The organism is Bifidobacterium callimiconis (genome assembly GCF_003952005.1).
In the GTDB taxonomy this organism is placed as follows: Bacteria; Actinomycetota; Actinomycetes; order Actinomycetales; family Bifidobacteriaceae; genus Galliscardovia; species Galliscardovia callimiconis.
Genome location: NZ_QXGJ01000015.1, coordinates 15,301 through 32,742, shown reverse-complemented (window position 1 = coordinate 32,742; position 17,442 = coordinate 15,301). Strand labels below are relative to the sequence as shown.

The window sequence follows — 17,442 nt, the reverse complement described above, 5'->3', positions numbered from 1 at the left end:
CGAACTGATCGATCTGGGACTCAAGGAGTTCGTGAACCAGAAGGTCGTGATCAACGGGTAGCGCGCGGCAGACGTTACGACGATGCGGGCGCGGGCGTGCGTCCCGCAGGATCCGCGGTTCGCGGAGCACAACGATCGTTCTCCGTACCGGGGAATGCGGCCGGTCTCCCGGTCTCCGCGAACCGCGGATTCGCATGACAACGCCGGCAACATGACAACGCCGGCAACATAGTGGCGCATCGCTTCCTCATGTCCGCATAATGATGGCGTTACGTTCACCGTCAATGCAGACGATCGAAGGGGGCGACGATGGCTTATCCATAACGATGGCATATTCGCAACGACGACGTTCCGATATGCCCGCAACGATTCGACCGGCTATCCACAGTCGACAGATCCGTGCCGATATCAGGCCGGCGGCCACGGCAGCCGTCTTGTGCCGTTCATCCCATGTAATCGTCAACAACGGTATCGTATTGGCAATTCTTAGGAAAGCGTTTTCCAAATAAAGATTGCAGTATTATTCAGCGACGGTTTGCACGGTGACGGCAACGTCGGGATCACGTTCGTCTATCACTTATATTTCAATAATTATCCAGAGAAATAGAGTATATATAGCCACGATCGTACTGACAATACGACGCCATATCTTTGGTAAGCGTTTTCTCATTAAGCAGAAAACACTACCAATGACATCCATTCATCAATACCATTGACATTGGTTGCCGACGACGACAACCGGAAGGGGAAACCATGGTATACGCCACAATCGATCCATACACCGAACAGACCATCACGACGTTCCCGGACGCCACCGAAGCCGAAGTGGATGCCGCGCTGCAGACCGCGCACGACACGTTCCTCGAATGGAGGAACAAGCCGATCGCCGATCGCGTGGCCGTGCTGGCCAAGGCCGCGGACATCCTCGAGAAGAACCGCAGCGACTACGCCGCGACGCTCACCCTGGAGATGGGCAAGATCACGGCCGAGGCGGAGGCCGAAGTCGACCTGTGCGTGGGCATGCTGCGCTACTACGTGAAGCACGGCGAGGCGCTGCTGGCCCCGCGCCTGATCCCGGCCCAGGGGTACGGCGACACCGACGTGCAGCTGGTCAACGACCCGATGGGCGTGGTCTTCGCCGTCGAACCGTGGAACTTCCCGTACTACCAGGTCGTGCGCATCACCGCGCCGCAGGCGACTGCCGGCAACGTGGTCGTGCTCAAGCATGCGTCGAACGTGCCGCAGAGCGCGGCCCGTATGGAGCAGCTGTTCCTCGAGGCCGGTGCGCCCAAGGGTCTGCTCACCAACCTGTATCTGCCGCACAATCTCACCGAGCACGTCATCGCCAGCCCGTACGTGCGCGGCGTTGCGCTCACCGGTTCGGAGAAGGCCGGCAGCATCGTGGCGTCGCTCGCCGCGAAGCATCTCAAGAAGAGCACGCTGGAGCTCGGCGGCGCCGACGCGTTCATCGTGCTGGACGACGCCGACGTGGACAAGGCCGCCGACTGGGCGGTGTTCGGCCGCAATTGGAACGCCGGTCAGGTGTGCGTCTCGTCGAAGCGCCTGATCGTGGCCGACGCCGTCTACGACCGCTTCCTCGCCCGGTACCGCGAGGGCGCGTCCAAGCTGGTGGCCGGCGATCCCACCGATCCGAAGACCACGCTCGCGCCGCTGTCCAGCACGGGCGCCGTCGAGAAGCTGAAGCAGCAGGTGGCCTCCGCTGTGGAACAGGGCGCCAAGGTCGAATATCTGGCTGAGGTGCCCGAACAAGGCGCGTTCTTCCCGCCGGCGATCGTCACCGGCATCACCGAGGACAACGACGCCTTCCACACCGAGTTCTTCGGACCGGTCGCGCAGGTCTACCGTGCCAAGGACGAGGACGACGCCGTGCGCATCGCCAACGACTCCCCGTTCGGACTGGGCGGTTCGGTGTTCAGCAGGGACATCCACCACGCGCAGCAGGTGGCCCGCCGCCTCGACACGGGCATGGTCGCCATCAATCATCCGACCGTCGTCGCGGCCGACATTCCGTTCGGCGGCGTGAAGAACTCCGGATACGGACACGAGCTGCTCGACCTGGGACTCAAGGAGTTCGTGAACCAGAAGGTCGTCGCCGTAGCCGACATCGACGGCACGTTCTGAGCGATCCGGATCCGGATCCGGATCCGGCGGCGAACGCGCTTCGCTGCGGGTACGTCAATGATCCGTGACGACCCATTCCTGTGTTCTCCCTCCCATGGAGGGAGATGTCACGACGTGCGTCGTGACAGAGGGAGGGATTCGGAACCTGATCGGGACGGATTCCCTCCCTCAGTCCGGCTTCGCCGGCCAGCTCCCTCCCCGGGAGGGAGCACAAAGGAATGGACCCGTTCTCCCTCCATGGGAGGGAGATGTCACGACGTATGTCGTGACAGAGGGAGGGATCCCCACGCCGACGAGCCCGAAAAACAGCGTCGGGAACCGGGATGATCGGACTGGCTCCCCTCAGTCGGCTGCTCCGACAGCTCCCCTCAGGGAAGGGGAGTCAAAGGTAAGGCGCAAGGCCGACGCCGCTGCACCACCGCGGTTCGAGGAAAATATCGGCATGAATGCTGTCAGCAGGCCCCGAATCGGCCTCGCGCTTGATCGGAGCCCTCGATGGTATGAGAGTGCGTACGGCACCGAGGCGAACTTGCCTAGTCAACGGGCGCAAGGGCCTACGGAACCCCGTGGAACCCTTAGGCCGATTTGCACTCCGATCGGCGTCCCGATGATCGCTACGCCCCTTATGGAACGTATAGAGCCTCGATACCGTTCTATCAGGGAATCGACTCGACGGATAAGACCTCGGGCCGACCTCGCATTCAATCGGCGGCCCGATGATTGCTGTGGACCCATAGGAGCTTGGGCAGGCCTCGCGCTCGACGCGTCGCGCTCGCATCGCCTACGGACAGTCCACTGGACTGTCCGCTTAACGGCTCACACTTCTGACGGACCGCCCTCCGGCGGGCTCAATCCCCACCTCGCGCTCGACGCGTCGCGCTCGCATCGCCTACGGACAGTCCACTGGACTGTCCGCTTAACGGCTCAGCCTCACAAGCTCAGGCAGTGCTTCCGTTCCTTTCACAAGCTCAGGAAAAGCTCGTGAATCCTGGTGTCGTCGGTGAGTTCGGGGTGGAAGGCGGTGGCGATGATGTTGCCTTGACGCAGGCCCACCACGTTGCCGTTCACCTCGGTCTCCACGGTGGCGTCCGGGCCGACGGACACGACGAACGGCCCGCGGATGAACACCAGCGGGAAGTCCTTGATGTCGCCGAAGTCGGCGTTCGCGGCGAACGAGCCGAGCTGACGGCCGTACGCGTTGCGGCGCACCACGGCGTCGAGCGCGCCGAAGTACACGTTGTCGTCGTTGTCGAGCTTCTTGGCCAGCAGGATCATGCCGGCGCAGGTGCCGAACACGGGCTTGCCGGCGGCGATGTGCGCGGCGATCTTATCGAACAGTCCGGTGGAGTGCAGCAGCTTGCCCTGCGTGGTGGACTCGCCGCCGGGCAGGATCACGCGGTCGATCGACTCGTCGAAGTCCTCGGCCGCACGCAGCAGCTTCCACTGCGCGCCCAGACGGTCGAGCATGGCCGCGTGCTCGGCGAACGCGCCCTGCACGGCGAGGATGCCCGTCACGCCATGCTTGGCGGATTCAGCCTCGTCGGACTCCTCCTTGGAGATGTATTCAACGGCTACTACCAATGTTGTGTCCTTTTACACGAAACGATGAATATTAATGGCTCCCCTCAAAGAAGGGAGCCAGACAATGTCAGTTCGAGAACGATCCGATCACTCGCCGCGGGCGGCCATGATGGTTTCGATCTCGTCCTCGTTGATACCGACCATGGCCTCGCCGAGGTTCTCGGAGAGCTTGGCCAGCAGATCGGCGTCCTGCCAGTTGGCGGTGGCCTGAACGATGGCGGCAGCGCGCTTGGCCGGGTCGCCGGACTTGAAGATGCCGGAACCCACGAACACGCCCTCGGCGCCAAGCTCCATCATCAGGGCGGCGTCGGCCGGGGTGGCCACACCGCCGGCGGCGAAGTTCACGACGGGCAGGCGGCCGTTGTCGTGCACGTACTTGGCCAGATCGTAGGGCACAGCCAGCTGCTTGGCGGCCTCGAAGATCTCGTCGTCGCGCAGGCCCACGAGCTCGCGGATCTGCTTGTTCATGGTGCGCATGTGACGCACGGCCTGGATCACGTCACCAGTGCCGGGCTCACCCTTGGTACGGATCATGGCGGCGCCCTCGGCGATGCGGCGCAGGGCCTCGCCCAGATTCTTGGCGCCGCACACGAACGGCACGTCGAACTGGGTCTTGTCGATGTGGTAGACGTCGTCGGCCGGGGACAGCACCTCGGACTCGTCGATGTAGTCGATCTCGATGGCCTGCAGGATGCGGGCCTCGGCGATGTGGCCGATACGCACCTTGGCCATCACCGGGATGGACACGGCCTCCTGAATGCCCTTGATCATGGCCGGATCGGACATGCGGGAGACGCCACCGGCGGCACGGATGTCGGCCGGAATGCGCTCCAGCGCCATCACGGCGCACGCACCGGCATCCTCAGCGATTCGCGCCTGCTCGGGCGTGGTCACGTCCATGATCACGCCGCCCTTGAGCATCTGGGCAAGGTTCTTGTTCAGCTCAGACCTGTTCTCGGCCATGCTATTCCCCTTTTTATCCTTTGTCGGTCGTCGGCCAATCCAGCCGATCGTCATTCATCCTCACCACGTTCCACGTGAAACGGACCCATGAAGCGCAGATGATAGGACACGTAACGCCCAATGCTATGAACGCCACGTTACGGACACGCAAAGCCGCCCATATTTCGGCGTCGATCGGCAATAACCAAAACCGATAACGCGTTCAAAGAAGGCCGCACCATCCCACACGGCGTATGCTGGACGCGGCGACGAAGGAGATGGGCATGAGCGGTTCGGATCAGCATGACGTTCCACAGAACGATGCAGACAACGTTTCACACAACGACCAGGACGCACAACACGCCTCCACACAAAACACCTCCACTGTTTCACGGAATGTTTCACGTGAAACATCGTCTGAATCCCATGCTTCACGCAAACAAAACGTGCCGCGCAGCCCACACCGTCGCCAGGCGCAGATCCACCGTTTCCTCTCCGACTTCAGCCGCGTGAAATGGCGCATCGCCGCCAAGGGCATCATCAGCGGATTCGCCGTCGGCCTGCTCGTGGTGCTCTACCGTCTTGGTATCGGCTATGGCACGAAGTTCGCCACGGCCATGTACGCGTGGCTGCGCGACAACCCGCTCTGGATCGCCGCATGGGCCGCGGCCGCCGTACTCGCCGGACTGTTCGTCGCATGGCTGATCCGCTGGGAGCCCATGGCATCCGGCAGCGGCATCCCACAGACCGAAGGCGTGGTGACGCGCGGCATGCGCATGCGATCATGGTCGATTCTCGTGGTGCGCTACGCCGGCGGACTGCTCTGCGGACTGTTCGGCCTGTCAATGGGCCGCGAAGGCCCGTCCGTACAGATCGGCGCCGCCACCAGTCAGGCGACAGGCGGGCGACTCGCGCACGGTCAGGTGGATCGCAACGCACTGATCACGTCCGGCGCGGCGGCAGGCCTGTCCGCGGCATTCTGCGCACCCCTGTCCGGCGCCATGTTCGCACTCGAGGAGATCCACCGCAGCTTCTCCCCCACGATCCTGCTCACCGCCATGAGCGCATCCCTCACTAGCGACTTCGTGGCCAAATACTGCTTCGGTCTCCGCCCGGTCCTCGACTTCGCCACCATTCAACAGCTGCCGCTGACCCACTACTGGTGGCTGCTGCCGCTCGGACTGGCCACCGGCGTGATCGGAGTGGCCATGAACCGTCTGCTGCTCGGACTGCAGACACTGATGAGCCACGTCCCCGCCATGGCACGCCCCATCATCTCCCTCGCCGTGGCGCTGCCGTGCGGCATGCTGCTGCCGCTCACGCTCGGCGGCGGCGAAAACCTCATCGCCTTCATGGAACGCGGCGGCGCCGGACTCGGACTGCTCGCAGCATTATTGATCGTCAAAATGCTATTTACCGCGACCAGCTTCGCCAGCGGCGCCCCCGGCGGCATCTTCATGCCGATCCTCGCGGTCGGCTCGATCACCGGCGCACTCGTGGCCACACTGGGCGGCATGCCCGACCTGCCGATCGCCCTAGATACGCAGTACGTGTCCGTGTTCGCCGTGATCGGCATGGCCGGCACACTCGCCGCCGCCACCAAGGCGCCGATCACGTCGATCCTGCTGATCGTCGAGATGTCCGGCAACATCACGCACATGCTGCCCGTGGCCGCCTGCGTACTGATCGCGCTGTTCGTGGCCGACGTATGCAACACGAAACCGATCTACGAAGTACTGCTCGACCGATACCAAGCCGGTCATCCAAACAACGACGGCGACGCCGGCGCGCAGCCGACCGCCATCCGCAGCGGCGTCGTCGAATACCCGGTAGAGATCGGCAGCCGCCTGGCCGGATCAGCGCTCGGCACCGCACCACTGCCCGACGGCATGATGATCATCACGGTTCGCCGCGGCAGCCGAGACTTCGTACCCAACCCAAGTTCCGTGATCCTCGCCGGCGACTACGTAGTCGTGCTGTTCAGCGAATGCTCCGAATCCGCCGCCCGCTCCGCGCTCGCCACCCTGTGCCGCGGATAGCTCACACGCCCATCAGCTGCCAGCCAAGCGCGGCGCAGACCACCGGCACCACGATGCAGGCGATCAGATAGTAGCCGGCCATGGCCTTGTGCTCGCCACGACCGAGCGTCACCACCTCGTTGATGGCGGTGGAGAACGTGGACAGGCCGCCGAGGAAACCGGTGACGGCCATAAGATGCCACGGCTCCGGGAACGCCGACGCCACGGCCGCCGCACCCGCCATGCCGGCAAGGAACGACGCAATGATGTTGATGATCAGCGTGGACAGCGGGAACGCGTTCTTCCACGCCAGTTTCACGGCCGTGTCGAGCACGAACCGCGCGGTGGCGCCAAGGCCGCCGGCCACGCACACGCCAAGGAACGTCAATACCGTTGCGAGAAACATCATCGCGCACCTCCCTTGACGTCATTGGCGGAATCACGATCCGCTTCATCAACGGACACCGACGAAGACGAGGACGACGATGCGGCCGGCGCGCTCGCGGCCATGCCGTCCCACACGCTCGACGCCATGTGATCGGCCCGTACGCGCGTGATCGCCAGCGACATGCGCACACCGCCATACGCGGCCACCACGCCGACACCGAAACTCAACAGCACATACACCAGCACGCCGAACACATTGCCGGCAGCCAGATCGCGAAGCTGCTCGAACGCAAGCGTGCTCATGGTGGACAGGCCGCCGCACATGCCCATGCCGAAGCCGCGCGACACCAGATCACGGCTGCGCTTGCGCACCCAGGCGGCGCGCGACACATACGTGCTCAGCGACGCATACACGAAACAGGCCACGATGTTCGCGGTGAACGTGCCCAGATGGATCGCATCCCACACGCTGGGCTGCGCACCGACGATCGTGGCCGGCGAATTGGCCAACGTCAGCCCGTATCGCATGCCCGTGCCAAGGCAACCGCCCAGGAACACCACCAGATAGATCATCGGATCGGCCAGCGGCGGACGATCCTGACCGGCGACCGTGCCGGCCGCACGTTGACGTATGGGTTTGCTCATCTTCCCCTAACCTTCTCTCTCCACGTTGCGTCTCAAAGCTTCGAAACGCATGCGGCATGACAATACCGTACTCCGCGTGGCGCCCTCGGGCGCTTGGAGAAGGGGAAACGGCGAAAAGTATGAACGCAATCCGCTGAATCCGACCGTCCCACGCATCGCACGCGCTTCCACGTGCCGCACACATCGTCGCCGTGCACGCCTGCACACGTATGCGCCCGACGCACCGACGCTCTGCATATGGCCTCGGGAATCCGGGCCATCGCCTGTCGAATCGTAGGAACCATCAGCGGAAATGCGGTTCGGATGCCCGACCCGCACGACCGGCCTCGCATGCGCCGCATGCATTCGCTCACGGTCGTGAAATCACCGTCAGACACCCCGGTGAGTTCCATCACCGCGGCCCAATATAGGCCGCCCGCGGGGCATGCGCAAGTTCGGATGGTAGGAAATGTGCGGAATCATACAGAAAAGGGAACATTCCCGACCAAGAAAAAGGTGCTTGGGCGGGGAGCCGGTTCACAAATCGAAGATACCGAAATCCAAGGCTCATTTTTCAACAGCTTCTTCCGGGTATCTTCGATTTGTGAACCGCCCCACCCTGAGACCGCCCATAAAAAATCACACAACTGCAAAGTAGCTCACAACAACCGTTGAAAAGTAAGGCCTCCAATTTCGGTACTTTGCAGTTGTGCGATTTTTCTTCCGGAAACCGACCCATCGAAGATGGTGAGGTTACGGCGCGTTGCCATTCATTCACGGTTCCAGCACAGTTCGAAGCACGAACCCCCCGGAATACGACAAATCCCGTTCCAAACCCTGTTATGCAGGGCCCGGAACGGGATTACGAAATCGCGGAATCGATCCTCGACTAGTCGATCAGCGAGTGCACCGAGATGATGTGGTCACGCTGCGGACCGGTGCCGATCGCGGAGATGCGGCAGTTGGAGATCTCCTCGAGACGCTTCACGTACGCCTGGCAGGTGGCCGGCAGGTCCTCGAAGCGGTGCACCTGGGAGATGTCCTCCTCCCAGCCCGGCAGCTCCTCGTAGATCGGCTTAGCCGCGGCGAAGGCGGCCTGGTCGCACGGCATGTCGTCGTAGCGGGTGTGGGTGCCGTCCGCGTTCTCCACGTCGTACGCCACGCACACCGGAATGGTCTTGAGACCGGTGAGCACGTCGAGCTTGGTGAGCACCAGGTCGGTCAGACCGTTGACCTGGGAGGCGTAGCGGGTCACCACGGCGTCGAACCAGCCGCAGCGGCGCGGACGTCCGGTGGTCACGCCGTACTCATGGCCCTGGGCGCGCAGCCAGTCGCCCTGCTCGTCGAACAGCTCGGTCGGGAACGGGCCCTCGCCCACGCGGGTGGTGTAGGCCTTGGCCACGGCGATCACGCGATCGATCTTGGTAGGGCCCACGCCGGTGCCGGTGCAGGCGCCGCCGGCGGTCGGGTTGGAGGAGGTCACGAACGGATAGGTGCCGTGGTCCACGTCGAGCATGGTGGCCTGGCCACCCTCGAACAGCACGGTCTTGCCGGCGTCGAGCGCCTTGTTGAGCACGAGCGACGTGTTGGTCACGTACGGGCGCAGACGCTCGCCGAGCGCGAGCAGCTCGTCGGTGGTCTGGTCCACGTCGATCGGACGACGGTTGTACAGCTTCACGAGCATCTGGTTCTTCTGGTGCAGGCTGGCCTCCACCTTGTCGTGCAGGTGCTCGGCGTTGAAGAGGTCATGCACGCGGATGCCCACGCGGTTGATCTTGTCGGCGTAGGCCGGTCCGATGCCGCGGCCGGTGGTGCCGATCTTGTGCTTGCCAAGGAAGCGCTCGGTCACCTTGTCGAGCGTGCGGTGGTAGGGCGCGATGATGTGCGCGGATTCGCTCACCAGCAGTCGGGAGCAGTCCACGCCGCGCGATTCAAGTCCTTCGATCTCCTGGAACAGCACCTCGGGGTCCACCACCACGCCGTTGCCGATGACGGGGGTCACGTTCGGGCTGATGATGCCGGACGGCAGCAGGTGCAGTGCGTACGATTCGTTGCCGACGACCACGGTGTGGCCGGCGTTGTTGCCACCGTTGAAGCGAGCGACGTAATCCACCTTGGTTCCGATGAGGTCCGTGGCCTTGCCCTTGCCTTCGTCGCCCCACTGAGCACCGATCAAAATAATTCCAGGCATGATTTCCTCCGAATCCTGCGAACCTGCGAAACCGCGCGTTTACGCCGCAAACAGGTTACCGTAAACCCTGAACCGATTATGTTTCGATCTCATATTCAACGGTGTGGCCGTCGTTGTCCGTTTCGGTTTCGTCATGTCATGGCAAACGTCTGCCGAATCTCTTCACAGTATCCACCACGATCGCCGCGCCGACACGGTCCGTCCCCTCCTACACTGATACAGGAGAAAAAGACGAAGCAATTTTTTAGTGGGAGTCTCGAAAGGGTCGGTAGACATGGCATCCCCGAATGATCGTGCGAACGACGGCGATGTGAATAACGAAACGATGGGTCAGCCCGCGGAACGTGGCGGGCACCAGACGCCGGAGCATGTGGAGGAACTGCATTTCGGAGGCAGCGCGCGCGGCGCGTATTACGATGACGCCGGCAATCCCCGGCAGCGTGGATTCTTCTGGAGGTTCAGCCGCGCAGCCCGCGAGGAAGCCCAGGAGAAGGCGCACGAGCAGGCCGTACGGAACGAGCGGGAGAGTCAGGGACCGCAGGCAGAGCGGGAACCGGCCGGTCGACCTGAGATCGTCGATCCGGTGAAGACCGCTCAGCCCAAGGCCACCGAGACGACCGGTCCGCGCACGCGTGACGTATTTGCGGACGATGCCGTTGCACGCGGCGAGTCTGTTCGCGGGCCGGTGCCAGCGCAAGCCAAGTCAGCCAAGTCGGTGCCAGCCGAATCCGCGCCAGCCGCGCCGAAACCGGCACCAGCGCCCAGGCCCGCCGCACCCCGCCGCATATCGTTGCCGGTCTTCCAGCCATCGTCGGAACCCACTCCGTCGGCACGGTCGGCGCAGTCAGCGCAGTCAGCACAGTCGATACCGGAGTCTCCCGCAACCGCCAAGGCCGCCATCTCCACCGCCTTGGCGCCGCACGGCTGGACCGTCGCCCGCAAATGCGTGGTGATCGTGCTGACCATGGTGATCGTGGCGGCGGCCACGTGCACCGGCTTCTGGATGTGGGAGAACCGTCTGCGCCCGATCACCGTTACCGTGAACGGCGAGCAGGTCAACACCCGTATCAACACGTCGATCGCCACGCTGCTCAGCCATAGCGACGGCTTCGGCACCAAGGCCGGACGCATGCTGTCGGTCACCGGCAAGACGCTGGACGAGAACGGCGGTGAGCGCTACTCCGTCACGCTTGGCAGCACGGCGATCAAATCGTCTGATCTGGCGGCGACCCGTCTCACCGACGGCGATGCGCTGTTCGTCAAGGACGGCAAGGACGTGACCGAACCGCATACGGTGATCAAGGCGGCGATTCCGTTCGGCAACGACATCAATCTCAAGGGCGGCGGTACGATCCAGTACGTGGAGCAGCAAGGCGTGGACGGCGTCAAGGAGCAGTGGGTCGGCAAGAAGTCCAAGGAGACGGCCGACAAGAAGGTGCTCAAGGAGCCGGTGAACTTCAAGGTGACCACTAAGAGCCCGAATCCGCAGGATGGCAAGAAGTACATCGCGCTCACGTTCGATGATGGTCCGAGCAAGTACACGCAGGACATTCTCAATATTCTCAACGAGAAGGGCGTGCATGCCACGTTCTTCAACCTGAGTGAGCAGGGCACCGAGTTCCCCGATCAGGAGAAGGCCGTGGCGGCGGCCGGCAACGAGGTGGCGAGCCATTCGGTGAGCCACAAGTATCTGCCGAAGCTGTCGCGCGATGATCTGCGTAATGAGATCAACAATTCGTTCGCGCCGATCGCGGCGAACACGGGGGCGACGGGCCGTATGTTCCGTTCCCCGTACGGCGCGTTCGAGGCGCAGCAGTGGGTGGATTCGACGGATTTGATCAGCATGAACGTGCTGTGGAGCATTGATACGGAGGATTGGCGCCGGCCCGGTCCGGACAAGATCCACGACGCCGTGCTGAATCATGCGAAGAACGGTTCGATCGTGCTCATGCATGACGGCGGCGGTGACCGATCGCAGGACGTGGACGCGCTGCCACGCATCATCGACGATCTGAAGAACGAGGGCTTCACGTTCGTGACCGTGTCCGAGCTGATCAAGCTTGATGGCACGTTCCCGCAGCACGTGACCGAGAATCAGCCCGTTCCCGCCGCCGCCAACGACACCACGTCGGCGTCGGCATCGGCATCGGCGAAATCCAAGCCCTCCGCGACGAAGTCCACAACGGCCACGACCAAGTAGTCGGCGCCAAGTCTGCGCGGAAACCGGACTGTATGCGGGTGGGGAGCCTTCCCTCTGTCACGACATTCGTCGCGACATCTCCCTCCCATGGAGGGAGAACCCCGCTTTTCTGCGTGCTCCCTCCGAGGGAGGGAGCTGGCCAGCCGCAGGCTGGACTGAGGGAGGGCTCCGGCCCCATCCAGCCCACTCCTCTCCTAGTGTGATCACACTAGGAAATCAAGAGGGATTGGGGCTCACCCCAGCCCCCCCCAGCCAGCCGGCGCTCCCTACTGCAGGAACACCTCGCGCAGGTGCTCCGCCACGTACGGGTTGCCCGCCACGATGCTGGTGTGGATGGCGCTGCCGAGGTCCCCGCCCTGCCAGTTGGTCACCACACCGCCGGCCTCGGTGACGAGCAGTCGTCCGGCCGCGTGATCCCACAGCTTCACGTCGCGTTCCAGGAATCCGTCGAGACGGCCGGCGGCCACCCACGCCAGATCAAGCGATGCGGATCCACTGCGACGGATGTCGGCGCACTGCTCGAACACCTTGCCGAACATGTTGAACTGTGCGGCGGCCTCGGAACGGTTGATGCCCTTGTGCGAGGTGCCCAGGCCGATCAGCGCCATGCCGAGATCGGCCACGGCGCTCACGTGGATCGGCTTGCCGTTGAGGAACGCGCCCTTGCCGAGTTCCGCGGTGAACATCTCGTCCAGATACGGCTGGTAGATCATCGCCTTGACCACATTGCCGCCGTCGAGCAGCGCCAGCGAGATCGCGCTGTGATGCATGTGGTGGATCAGGTTCGTGGTGCCGTCCACCGGGTCGAGCGCCCAGACCAGTCCGCCGAAGTCGGCGTCCTGATCGTTGTTCTCCTCGCCGGTGAACTGAATGTCGGGGTAGCGTTCGGCCAGTTCGTTCTTGATGTAGTTCTGAATGGAGGAATCGACCTCCGTCACATAGTCGGCCGGCCCCTTGAGTCGGATGCGATGCACGGCCACCGCGTCGAACATATATCGGCGCGACGCCTCACGAACCACCTCGTCCAGCACCGTCATATCGACTTGTTCCGCACTCGCCATCAAGTCCTCCAGTTGTCATCATCGTCATCATGACCGTCATGCACTGCCATGCGTCATGTCATCGTTTGCATGGATGAACACCCATCCGTTTTTCTCCGTTATACCCGGCGAATGTTCCGCACACGTGCACGACAACCTACAAACGGTACAACAACGAACAAAATGTGCACAAACACATCTGTGCCACCCTTCTGCCCCACCTATCACCCCACTCATATCTCACTATTCGACCGCATATGTGAATAATGTGGACCGTTTGCAGACGAATGCGCCGACCGTGTTCCGGCATGATCGTTCGATGATCACCCGACTCGAATCGACGATCGCGGCTACAGACCGGCCGCGCGGATCCGCTCGACGGCGAAGGCCGTGCCTTGATCGCGCGTGCCGTCAGAGAAGTAGCTGCGATGACCGTCCTCCACACCGCCCTCCTGACAGACGATGTCGTTCGCCGCGCAGTAGTCGACGATGCGGTTGGTCCTGGCGTATGCGGCGAGCGCTTTGAGACTGCGCGGGGCGAGCATGCCGTTCTTCGTCGCGTCGAACCCGCCGGCGTTATAGTCGGCCTTGCCGTTGAAACGCGGGTCGCCGTAGAGCACCGTGGCAAGCATGTTGTCGGCGGCCCTCTGCGGAATGAGGTCCGATGTGCCCGCGGTGTTGAGCCGGTATTTCGGTTTGGACAGCGCGTCTCCGACCACGGCCGCGCCCTGTGAGAAGCCGAGTAGCACGGTTTTCTGATTGGGACATTGCTGCGCGCCGCCGCCCATCATGGCGACGAGCGCGGTCACACCGTCGTTCACGCTGTTCAGATCGAATGTGGCCGGGTAGTCGAGGCTGGTGGTCTGCACGTTGTTCGGGAAGGCGTTGGCGATGTCGGCGGCCACCGGATTGAGCAGTCCGTCATCGGCGTTTTCGCCGGTGCCGCGCACGATGATCACGCGCACGGCCTTGGACGCATCGCAGCCGGAATCTCCCCAGTTGCGTTGCGTGGAGTCGGCGGTTGAGCCACCATTCCCGGTGGGATTCCCAGATGATCCGGAACCGGCACTCGAGGCGGAAGACGATGCTGTTGGATTCCCCGAAGCATTCGACGCATCGCTCCCGTCATTCCCACCGAACGAACACGCCGCCAACGGCAACATCATCGCCATAACCGCGCCCACCGCCAATTTTTTCCACAACCGCATACCCCGACCATACCGCGCCCAACTCCTATCCCATACCCTTCAAGCATTCCATCGCATTCCACATGCGTATTGGACATCCCGCCAGCTCAGTCGTTGAATGAAACCGAACGCAGACGACCAAACGCAGACAACGCACATCACCCAATCCGAACGTAGGCGACACATGGTTGATCTGACCGGCGCGATCACGCAGATGGTGGTTCTGGTCGCGATCACCGTCGTCGGATTCGCGGCGACGAAACTCGGCTATCTCGACGATCATGTCAAGGCCAAGCTCACACTGCTGCTGCTCAACGTCACGCTGCCGTGCATGATCCTCGGCTCCGCGGGCGACGTCGACGTCTCGTCCGCCGGCCGTCAGGTGATCTGGTCGCTGGGTCTGGGCGCGGCGCAGTTCTTCCTGCTGCTCATCACGGGCGCGCTGTGCAACCTGGTTCTGCGCACGCCGTTCGAGCAGCGGCCGATCTACCTGTTCATGAGCGTGTGCACGAACACCGGATTCATCGGCATTCCCGTGGCGGCGGCGATCTACGGCAACGCCTCGGTGCTGCTGTCGAGCATGTTCATCACCGCGATCAGCCTGTTCTTCTACAGCATCGGCATCGCGCTGATCTCGCCGAAGGGCACCCGCCAGGGGCTGCTTGCGCCGTTCAAGGCCGCGGTGAATCCGTCGTCGATCGCGGCCGTTCTGGCGCTCGCGCTGCTGTTCTCCGGCCTGCATCTGCCGAACGTGATCGAGGAGACGCTGACCACGTTGGGCGGCATCACCGGGCCGATCGCCATGCTTCTGGTCGGTGTGGTGGTGGCCGGACTGCCGTTGCGCGAGGTCGTGTCGGAGTGGCGCATCTACCCGTTTGCGATCATTCGACAGCTGCTGGTGCCGGCCGCGCTGTTCGTCGCGCTGCGACCGATCGTGCCCGATCCGACCGTGTTAGGCGTGTTCACCGTGATGTTCGCCATGCCGACCGGTTCGATGGCGTCGATGTTCGCCGCGCAGTACGGCCGCGACCCGAAGCTGCCCGCCAAGGGCACGATCCTCACCACCGTCGCCTCGTTCGCCATCATCCCCGCCCTCATCCTCTTCATGACCATGGTGTGAGCGACCCGCACGCCTCAGCAAGCCCTCCCTCAGTCCGCCTGCGGCGGCCAGCTCCCTCCCCCGGAGGGAGCACGAGGGTAACGAGCATGTGCTCTCTCCGGGGGAGGGAGCTGTCACGCGCAGCGTGACTGAGGGAGGGGCCGCACCGGAAACCCTCGTCTCGGCAATATCGAAAGACAGCACGCAACGCCGTTGTCTGCCCCATGGTTGCCCCATGACTGTGCAATGGATGTGCAAAGTGTTATCACGGAACCGTCTGCACCCGGCCTAAAACGCAGAAAACCGTTGGTTTCCCAACGGTTTCGGTTTGAGCGGATGACGGGAGTCGAACCCGCCTTTAGAGCTTGGGAAGCTCTCGTTCTACCGATGAACTACATCCGCGAAAGGTGCGCCTTGTGGGCGCGAGGAATCAGTCTAGCACGCCGCCGCGGAACCCCCAAAGCAGCTGTCCGAATTCGCACGTCCAACAACCGTCGATTTGTCAAATCATGATTTGACAATTTACGATTTGACAAATCATAATTTGAATATGAGATTTATCGGACGAGCCAACGAACTCGACTATCTTGAATCCAGTTACGCCGATAAACGAGCACAGCTCGTCATCATGTATGGCAGACGACGCGTAGGGAAGACCGAGACTCTCGCGCATTTCGCCGCCGGGAAACCGCATCTGTTCTTTTCCGCGCAATCCGCCACCAAAGACGAACAACTCGCCGCATTCTCCAAGCAGATGTTCGCCGCCGGAGCTCCGGCGGCCCGATATATCGACCGCTACCCCGACTGGCAAACCGCGCTGTCCGATCTCGTTACACTTCCCCGCAACAGTTCGAACGATAACGGTCGCCGACTCGTTATCTTCGATGAGTTCCCCTATCTGGTCAAGTCCGACCCGTCACTGCCCTCGGTCCTGCAAAACCTTTGGGATCGTACACTGCAGCATGAGGACATCATGATCATTCTGTGCGGCAGCGCCATGAGCTTCATCGAAAAAGAAATACTCTCCGAAAAATCACCCCTGTACGGACGTGCCACGGGCATTCTCAAAATGCAGCCCATGCCTTACTGGGACGCCACCGCATTCCTCCCGGACTATACCGATGAAGACAAGACACTTGCCTATGCGATCCTGGGAGGCATCCCCCACTACCTGCTGCAATTCGACCCGGATGACGACCTCCAGACGAACATCGAAAACCGCATCCTGCGCAAAGGCACCGCCTTGTATAGCGAAGTCGAATTCCTCATGCATCAGGAATTCCGTGAAACCGCAACCTACAACAGCATCATTCAGGCAGTCGCATTGGGAGCCACGCAACTCAACGACATCGCGCAGAAGACCCTGCTCTCCCCGCAGAAGGCCAGCACCTACATCGCCAACCTCATCGAAGTCGGCCTACTGGAACGTGAATTCCCCGCGAATGCAAAAACCGTGGAATTCTCCAAGGGCATGCGTGGTCTCTACCACATCAGTGACAACTTCTTCCGGTTTTGGTTCGCATTCGTATTCCCAAACCGATCCAATTTAGAATTCGGCGATATCGGAGGAGTGTACCGATACGATATCGAGCCGCAACTCCACACCTTTGCTGCTAGCGCATTCGAGCATATGTGCGCGGACTGGCTGCGTCGCTGCAACGCCGCCGGCACTTTGCCGTTCCACGCCAACATCATTGGCCGCTGGTGGAACAGCAAGGACGAAATCGATGTCGTCGCCGGCAACCGAGACAGCACCCGTCTGCTACTCGGAGAATGCAAATTCCGCAATCAGCCGATCGATATGCGCGTATTGCAGGAGCTCCGGCGCAAGGGTTCACAGCTACGGGGCGAACAACGGTGGTATTACCTGTTCTCACTCAACGGGTTTACCGAATCGCTCAGGAACCTCGCCGAGCATGACGATTCCATACGACTGATCGATATGAAAACCCTCTTCGGCGCACGATAACCAAAAGTCGTTCGCCCCTGATCAACCGGCCTTTGACCGCCAGAGACCTTCAAGGGTAGGCG

Annotated in this window: 12 protein-coding genes, 1 tRNA gene and 1 riboswitch; of the genes, 5 read left to right on the top strand and 8 right to left on the bottom strand. The window is 62.2% G+C overall.

The window, feature by feature from the left end:
* The first annotated feature begins 753 nt into the window (after positions 1–753).
* Positions 754–2,142, top strand: a complete 1,389-nt coding sequence (locus tag D2E23_RS10595; protein ID WP_126030873.1) for an NAD-dependent succinate-semialdehyde dehydrogenase — start codon at positions 754–756, stop codon at positions 2,140–2,142.
* Between the two features lie 960 nt (positions 2,143–3,102).
* Here the strand turns inward: D2E23_RS10595 and pdxT are convergent.
* Both pdxT and pdxS read right to left on the bottom strand, forming a co-directional pair.
* Positions 3,103–3,723: a pyridoxal 5'-phosphate synthase glutaminase subunit PdxT gene (gene pdxT / locus D2E23_RS10590; RefSeq protein WP_126030872.1), complete on the bottom strand. Its 621-nt coding sequence runs from the start codon at positions 3,721–3,723 to the stop codon at positions 3,103–3,105.
* An 87-nt stretch (positions 3,724–3,810) separates the two neighbouring features.
* Positions 3,811–4,686 carry a pyridoxal 5'-phosphate synthase lyase subunit PdxS gene (pdxS, locus tag D2E23_RS10585; protein ID WP_093960904.1) on the bottom strand — a complete coding sequence of 292 codons (876 nt, stop codon included), beginning with the start codon at positions 4,684–4,686 and terminating at the stop codon, positions 3,811–3,813.
* A gap of 425 nt (positions 4,687–5,111) precedes the next feature.
* Between pdxS and D2E23_RS10580 the strand changes: the two genes are divergently transcribed.
* A complete protein-coding gene (locus D2E23_RS10580) occupies positions 5,112–6,704 on the top strand; it encodes a ClC family H(+)/Cl(-) exchange transporter (RefSeq protein ID WP_241227286.1) in 1,593 nt (530 codons plus the stop codon).
* A gap of 1 nt (position 6,705) precedes the next feature.
* Here the strand turns inward: D2E23_RS10580 and D2E23_RS10575 are convergent, their stop codons facing one another.
* The 3 genes from D2E23_RS10575 to D2E23_RS10565 form a co-directional block, all read right to left on the bottom strand.
* The gene (locus D2E23_RS10575) at positions 6,706–7,092 is read right to left on the bottom strand and encodes a fluoride efflux transporter FluC (protein ID WP_240541607.1); all 387 of its coding nucleotides are present in this window, start codon (positions 7,090–7,092) and stop codon (positions 6,706–6,708) included.
* Positions 7,089–7,715, bottom strand: a complete 627-nt coding sequence (locus D2E23_RS10570; RefSeq protein WP_126030870.1) for a FluC/FEX family fluoride channel — start codon at positions 7,713–7,715, stop codon at positions 7,089–7,091. The genes D2E23_RS10575 and D2E23_RS10570 overlap by 4 nt, the downstream gene beginning before the upstream one ends.
* Positions 7,716–7,982: 267 nt before the next feature.
* A riboswitch (Fluoride riboswitch) is annotated at positions 7,983–8,120 on the bottom strand.
* Positions 8,121–8,583: 463 nt separating this feature from the next.
* A complete protein-coding gene (locus tag D2E23_RS10565; protein ID WP_126030869.1) occupies positions 8,584–9,885 on the bottom strand; it encodes an adenylosuccinate synthase in 1,302 nt (433 codons plus the stop codon).
* Between the two features lie 274 nt (positions 9,886–10,159).
* On the opposite strand from D2E23_RS10565, the gene D2E23_RS10560 reads away from it, so the two are divergent.
* Positions 10,160–12,085: a polysaccharide deacetylase family protein gene (locus tag D2E23_RS10560; protein ID WP_126030868.1), complete on the top strand. Its 1,926-nt coding sequence runs from the start codon at positions 10,160–10,162 to the stop codon at positions 12,083–12,085.
* 266 nt (positions 12,086–12,351) lie between these two features.
* Here D2E23_RS10560 and D2E23_RS10555 read toward each other — a convergent pair whose 3' ends face one another.
* Complete coding sequence (locus D2E23_RS10555) at positions 12,352–13,146, bottom strand: inositol monophosphatase family protein (RefSeq protein WP_126030867.1); 795 nt, start codon at positions 13,144–13,146, stop codon at positions 12,352–12,354.
* A gap of 329 nt (positions 13,147–13,475) precedes the next feature.
* Entirely contained in the window at positions 13,476–14,297 is an 822-nt protein-coding gene (locus tag D2E23_RS10550; protein ID WP_164520796.1) for a cutinase family protein, read from the bottom strand.
* Between the two features lie 199 nt (positions 14,298–14,496).
* Here D2E23_RS10550 and D2E23_RS10545 point away from each other — a divergent pair, with 199 nt between their 5' ends.
* Positions 14,497–15,432 carry an AEC family transporter gene (locus D2E23_RS10545; RefSeq protein WP_164520795.1) on the top strand — a complete coding sequence of 312 codons (936 nt, stop codon included), beginning with the start codon at positions 14,497–14,499 and terminating at the stop codon, positions 15,430–15,432.
* 310 nt (positions 15,433–15,742) lie between these two features.
* Here the strand turns inward: D2E23_RS10545 and D2E23_RS10540 are convergent.
* Positions 15,743–15,813 (bottom strand) — tRNA-Gly (locus D2E23_RS10540).
* Positions 15,814–15,961: 148 nt separating this feature from the next.
* Here D2E23_RS10540 and D2E23_RS10535 point away from each other — a divergent pair.
* Positions 15,962–17,380, top strand: a complete 1,419-nt coding sequence (locus tag D2E23_RS10535) for an ATP-binding protein (protein WP_126030864.1) — start codon at positions 15,962–15,964, stop codon at positions 17,378–17,380.
* The last annotated feature ends 62 nt before the right edge of the window (positions 17,381–17,442 follow it).

What these genes read in the sequence shown, in the direction of transcription:
- D2E23_RS10565 (WP_126030869.1), bottom strand. Translation starts at nt 9,885, where the DNA reads ATGCCTGGAATTATTTTGATCGGTGCTCAGTGGGGCGACGAAGGCAAG.
- pdxS (WP_093960904.1), bottom strand. Translation starts at nt 4,686, where the DNA reads ATGGCCGAGAACAGGTCTGAGCTGAACAAGAACCTTGCCCAGATGCTC.
- D2E23_RS10535 (WP_126030864.1), top strand. Translation starts at nt 15,962, where the DNA reads ATGAGATTTATCGGACGAGCCAACGAACTCGACTATCTTGAATCCAGT.
- D2E23_RS10555 (WP_126030867.1), bottom strand. Translation starts at nt 13,146, where the DNA reads ATGGCGAGTGCGGAACAAGTCGATATGACGGTGCTGGACGAGGTGGTT.
- D2E23_RS10560 (WP_126030868.1), top strand. Translation starts at nt 10,160, where the DNA reads ATGGCATCCCCGAATGATCGTGCGAACGACGGCGATGTGAATAACGAA.
- D2E23_RS10550 (WP_164520796.1), bottom strand. Translation starts at nt 14,297, where the DNA reads ATGGCGATGATGTTGCCGTTGGCGGCGTGTTCGTTCGGTGGGAATGAC.
- D2E23_RS10575 (WP_240541607.1), bottom strand. Translation starts at nt 7,092, where the DNA reads ATGATGTTTCTCGCAACGGTATTGACGTTCCTTGGCGTGTGCGTGGCC.
- D2E23_RS10595 (WP_126030873.1), top strand. Translation starts at nt 754, where the DNA reads ATGGTATACGCCACAATCGATCCATACACCGAACAGACCATCACGACG.
- D2E23_RS10545 (WP_164520795.1), top strand. Translation starts at nt 14,497, where the DNA reads ATGGTTGATCTGACCGGCGCGATCACGCAGATGGTGGTTCTGGTCGCG.
- D2E23_RS10570 (WP_126030870.1), bottom strand. Translation starts at nt 7,715, where the DNA reads ATGAGCAAACCCATACGTCAACGTGCGGCCGGCACGGTCGCCGGTCAG.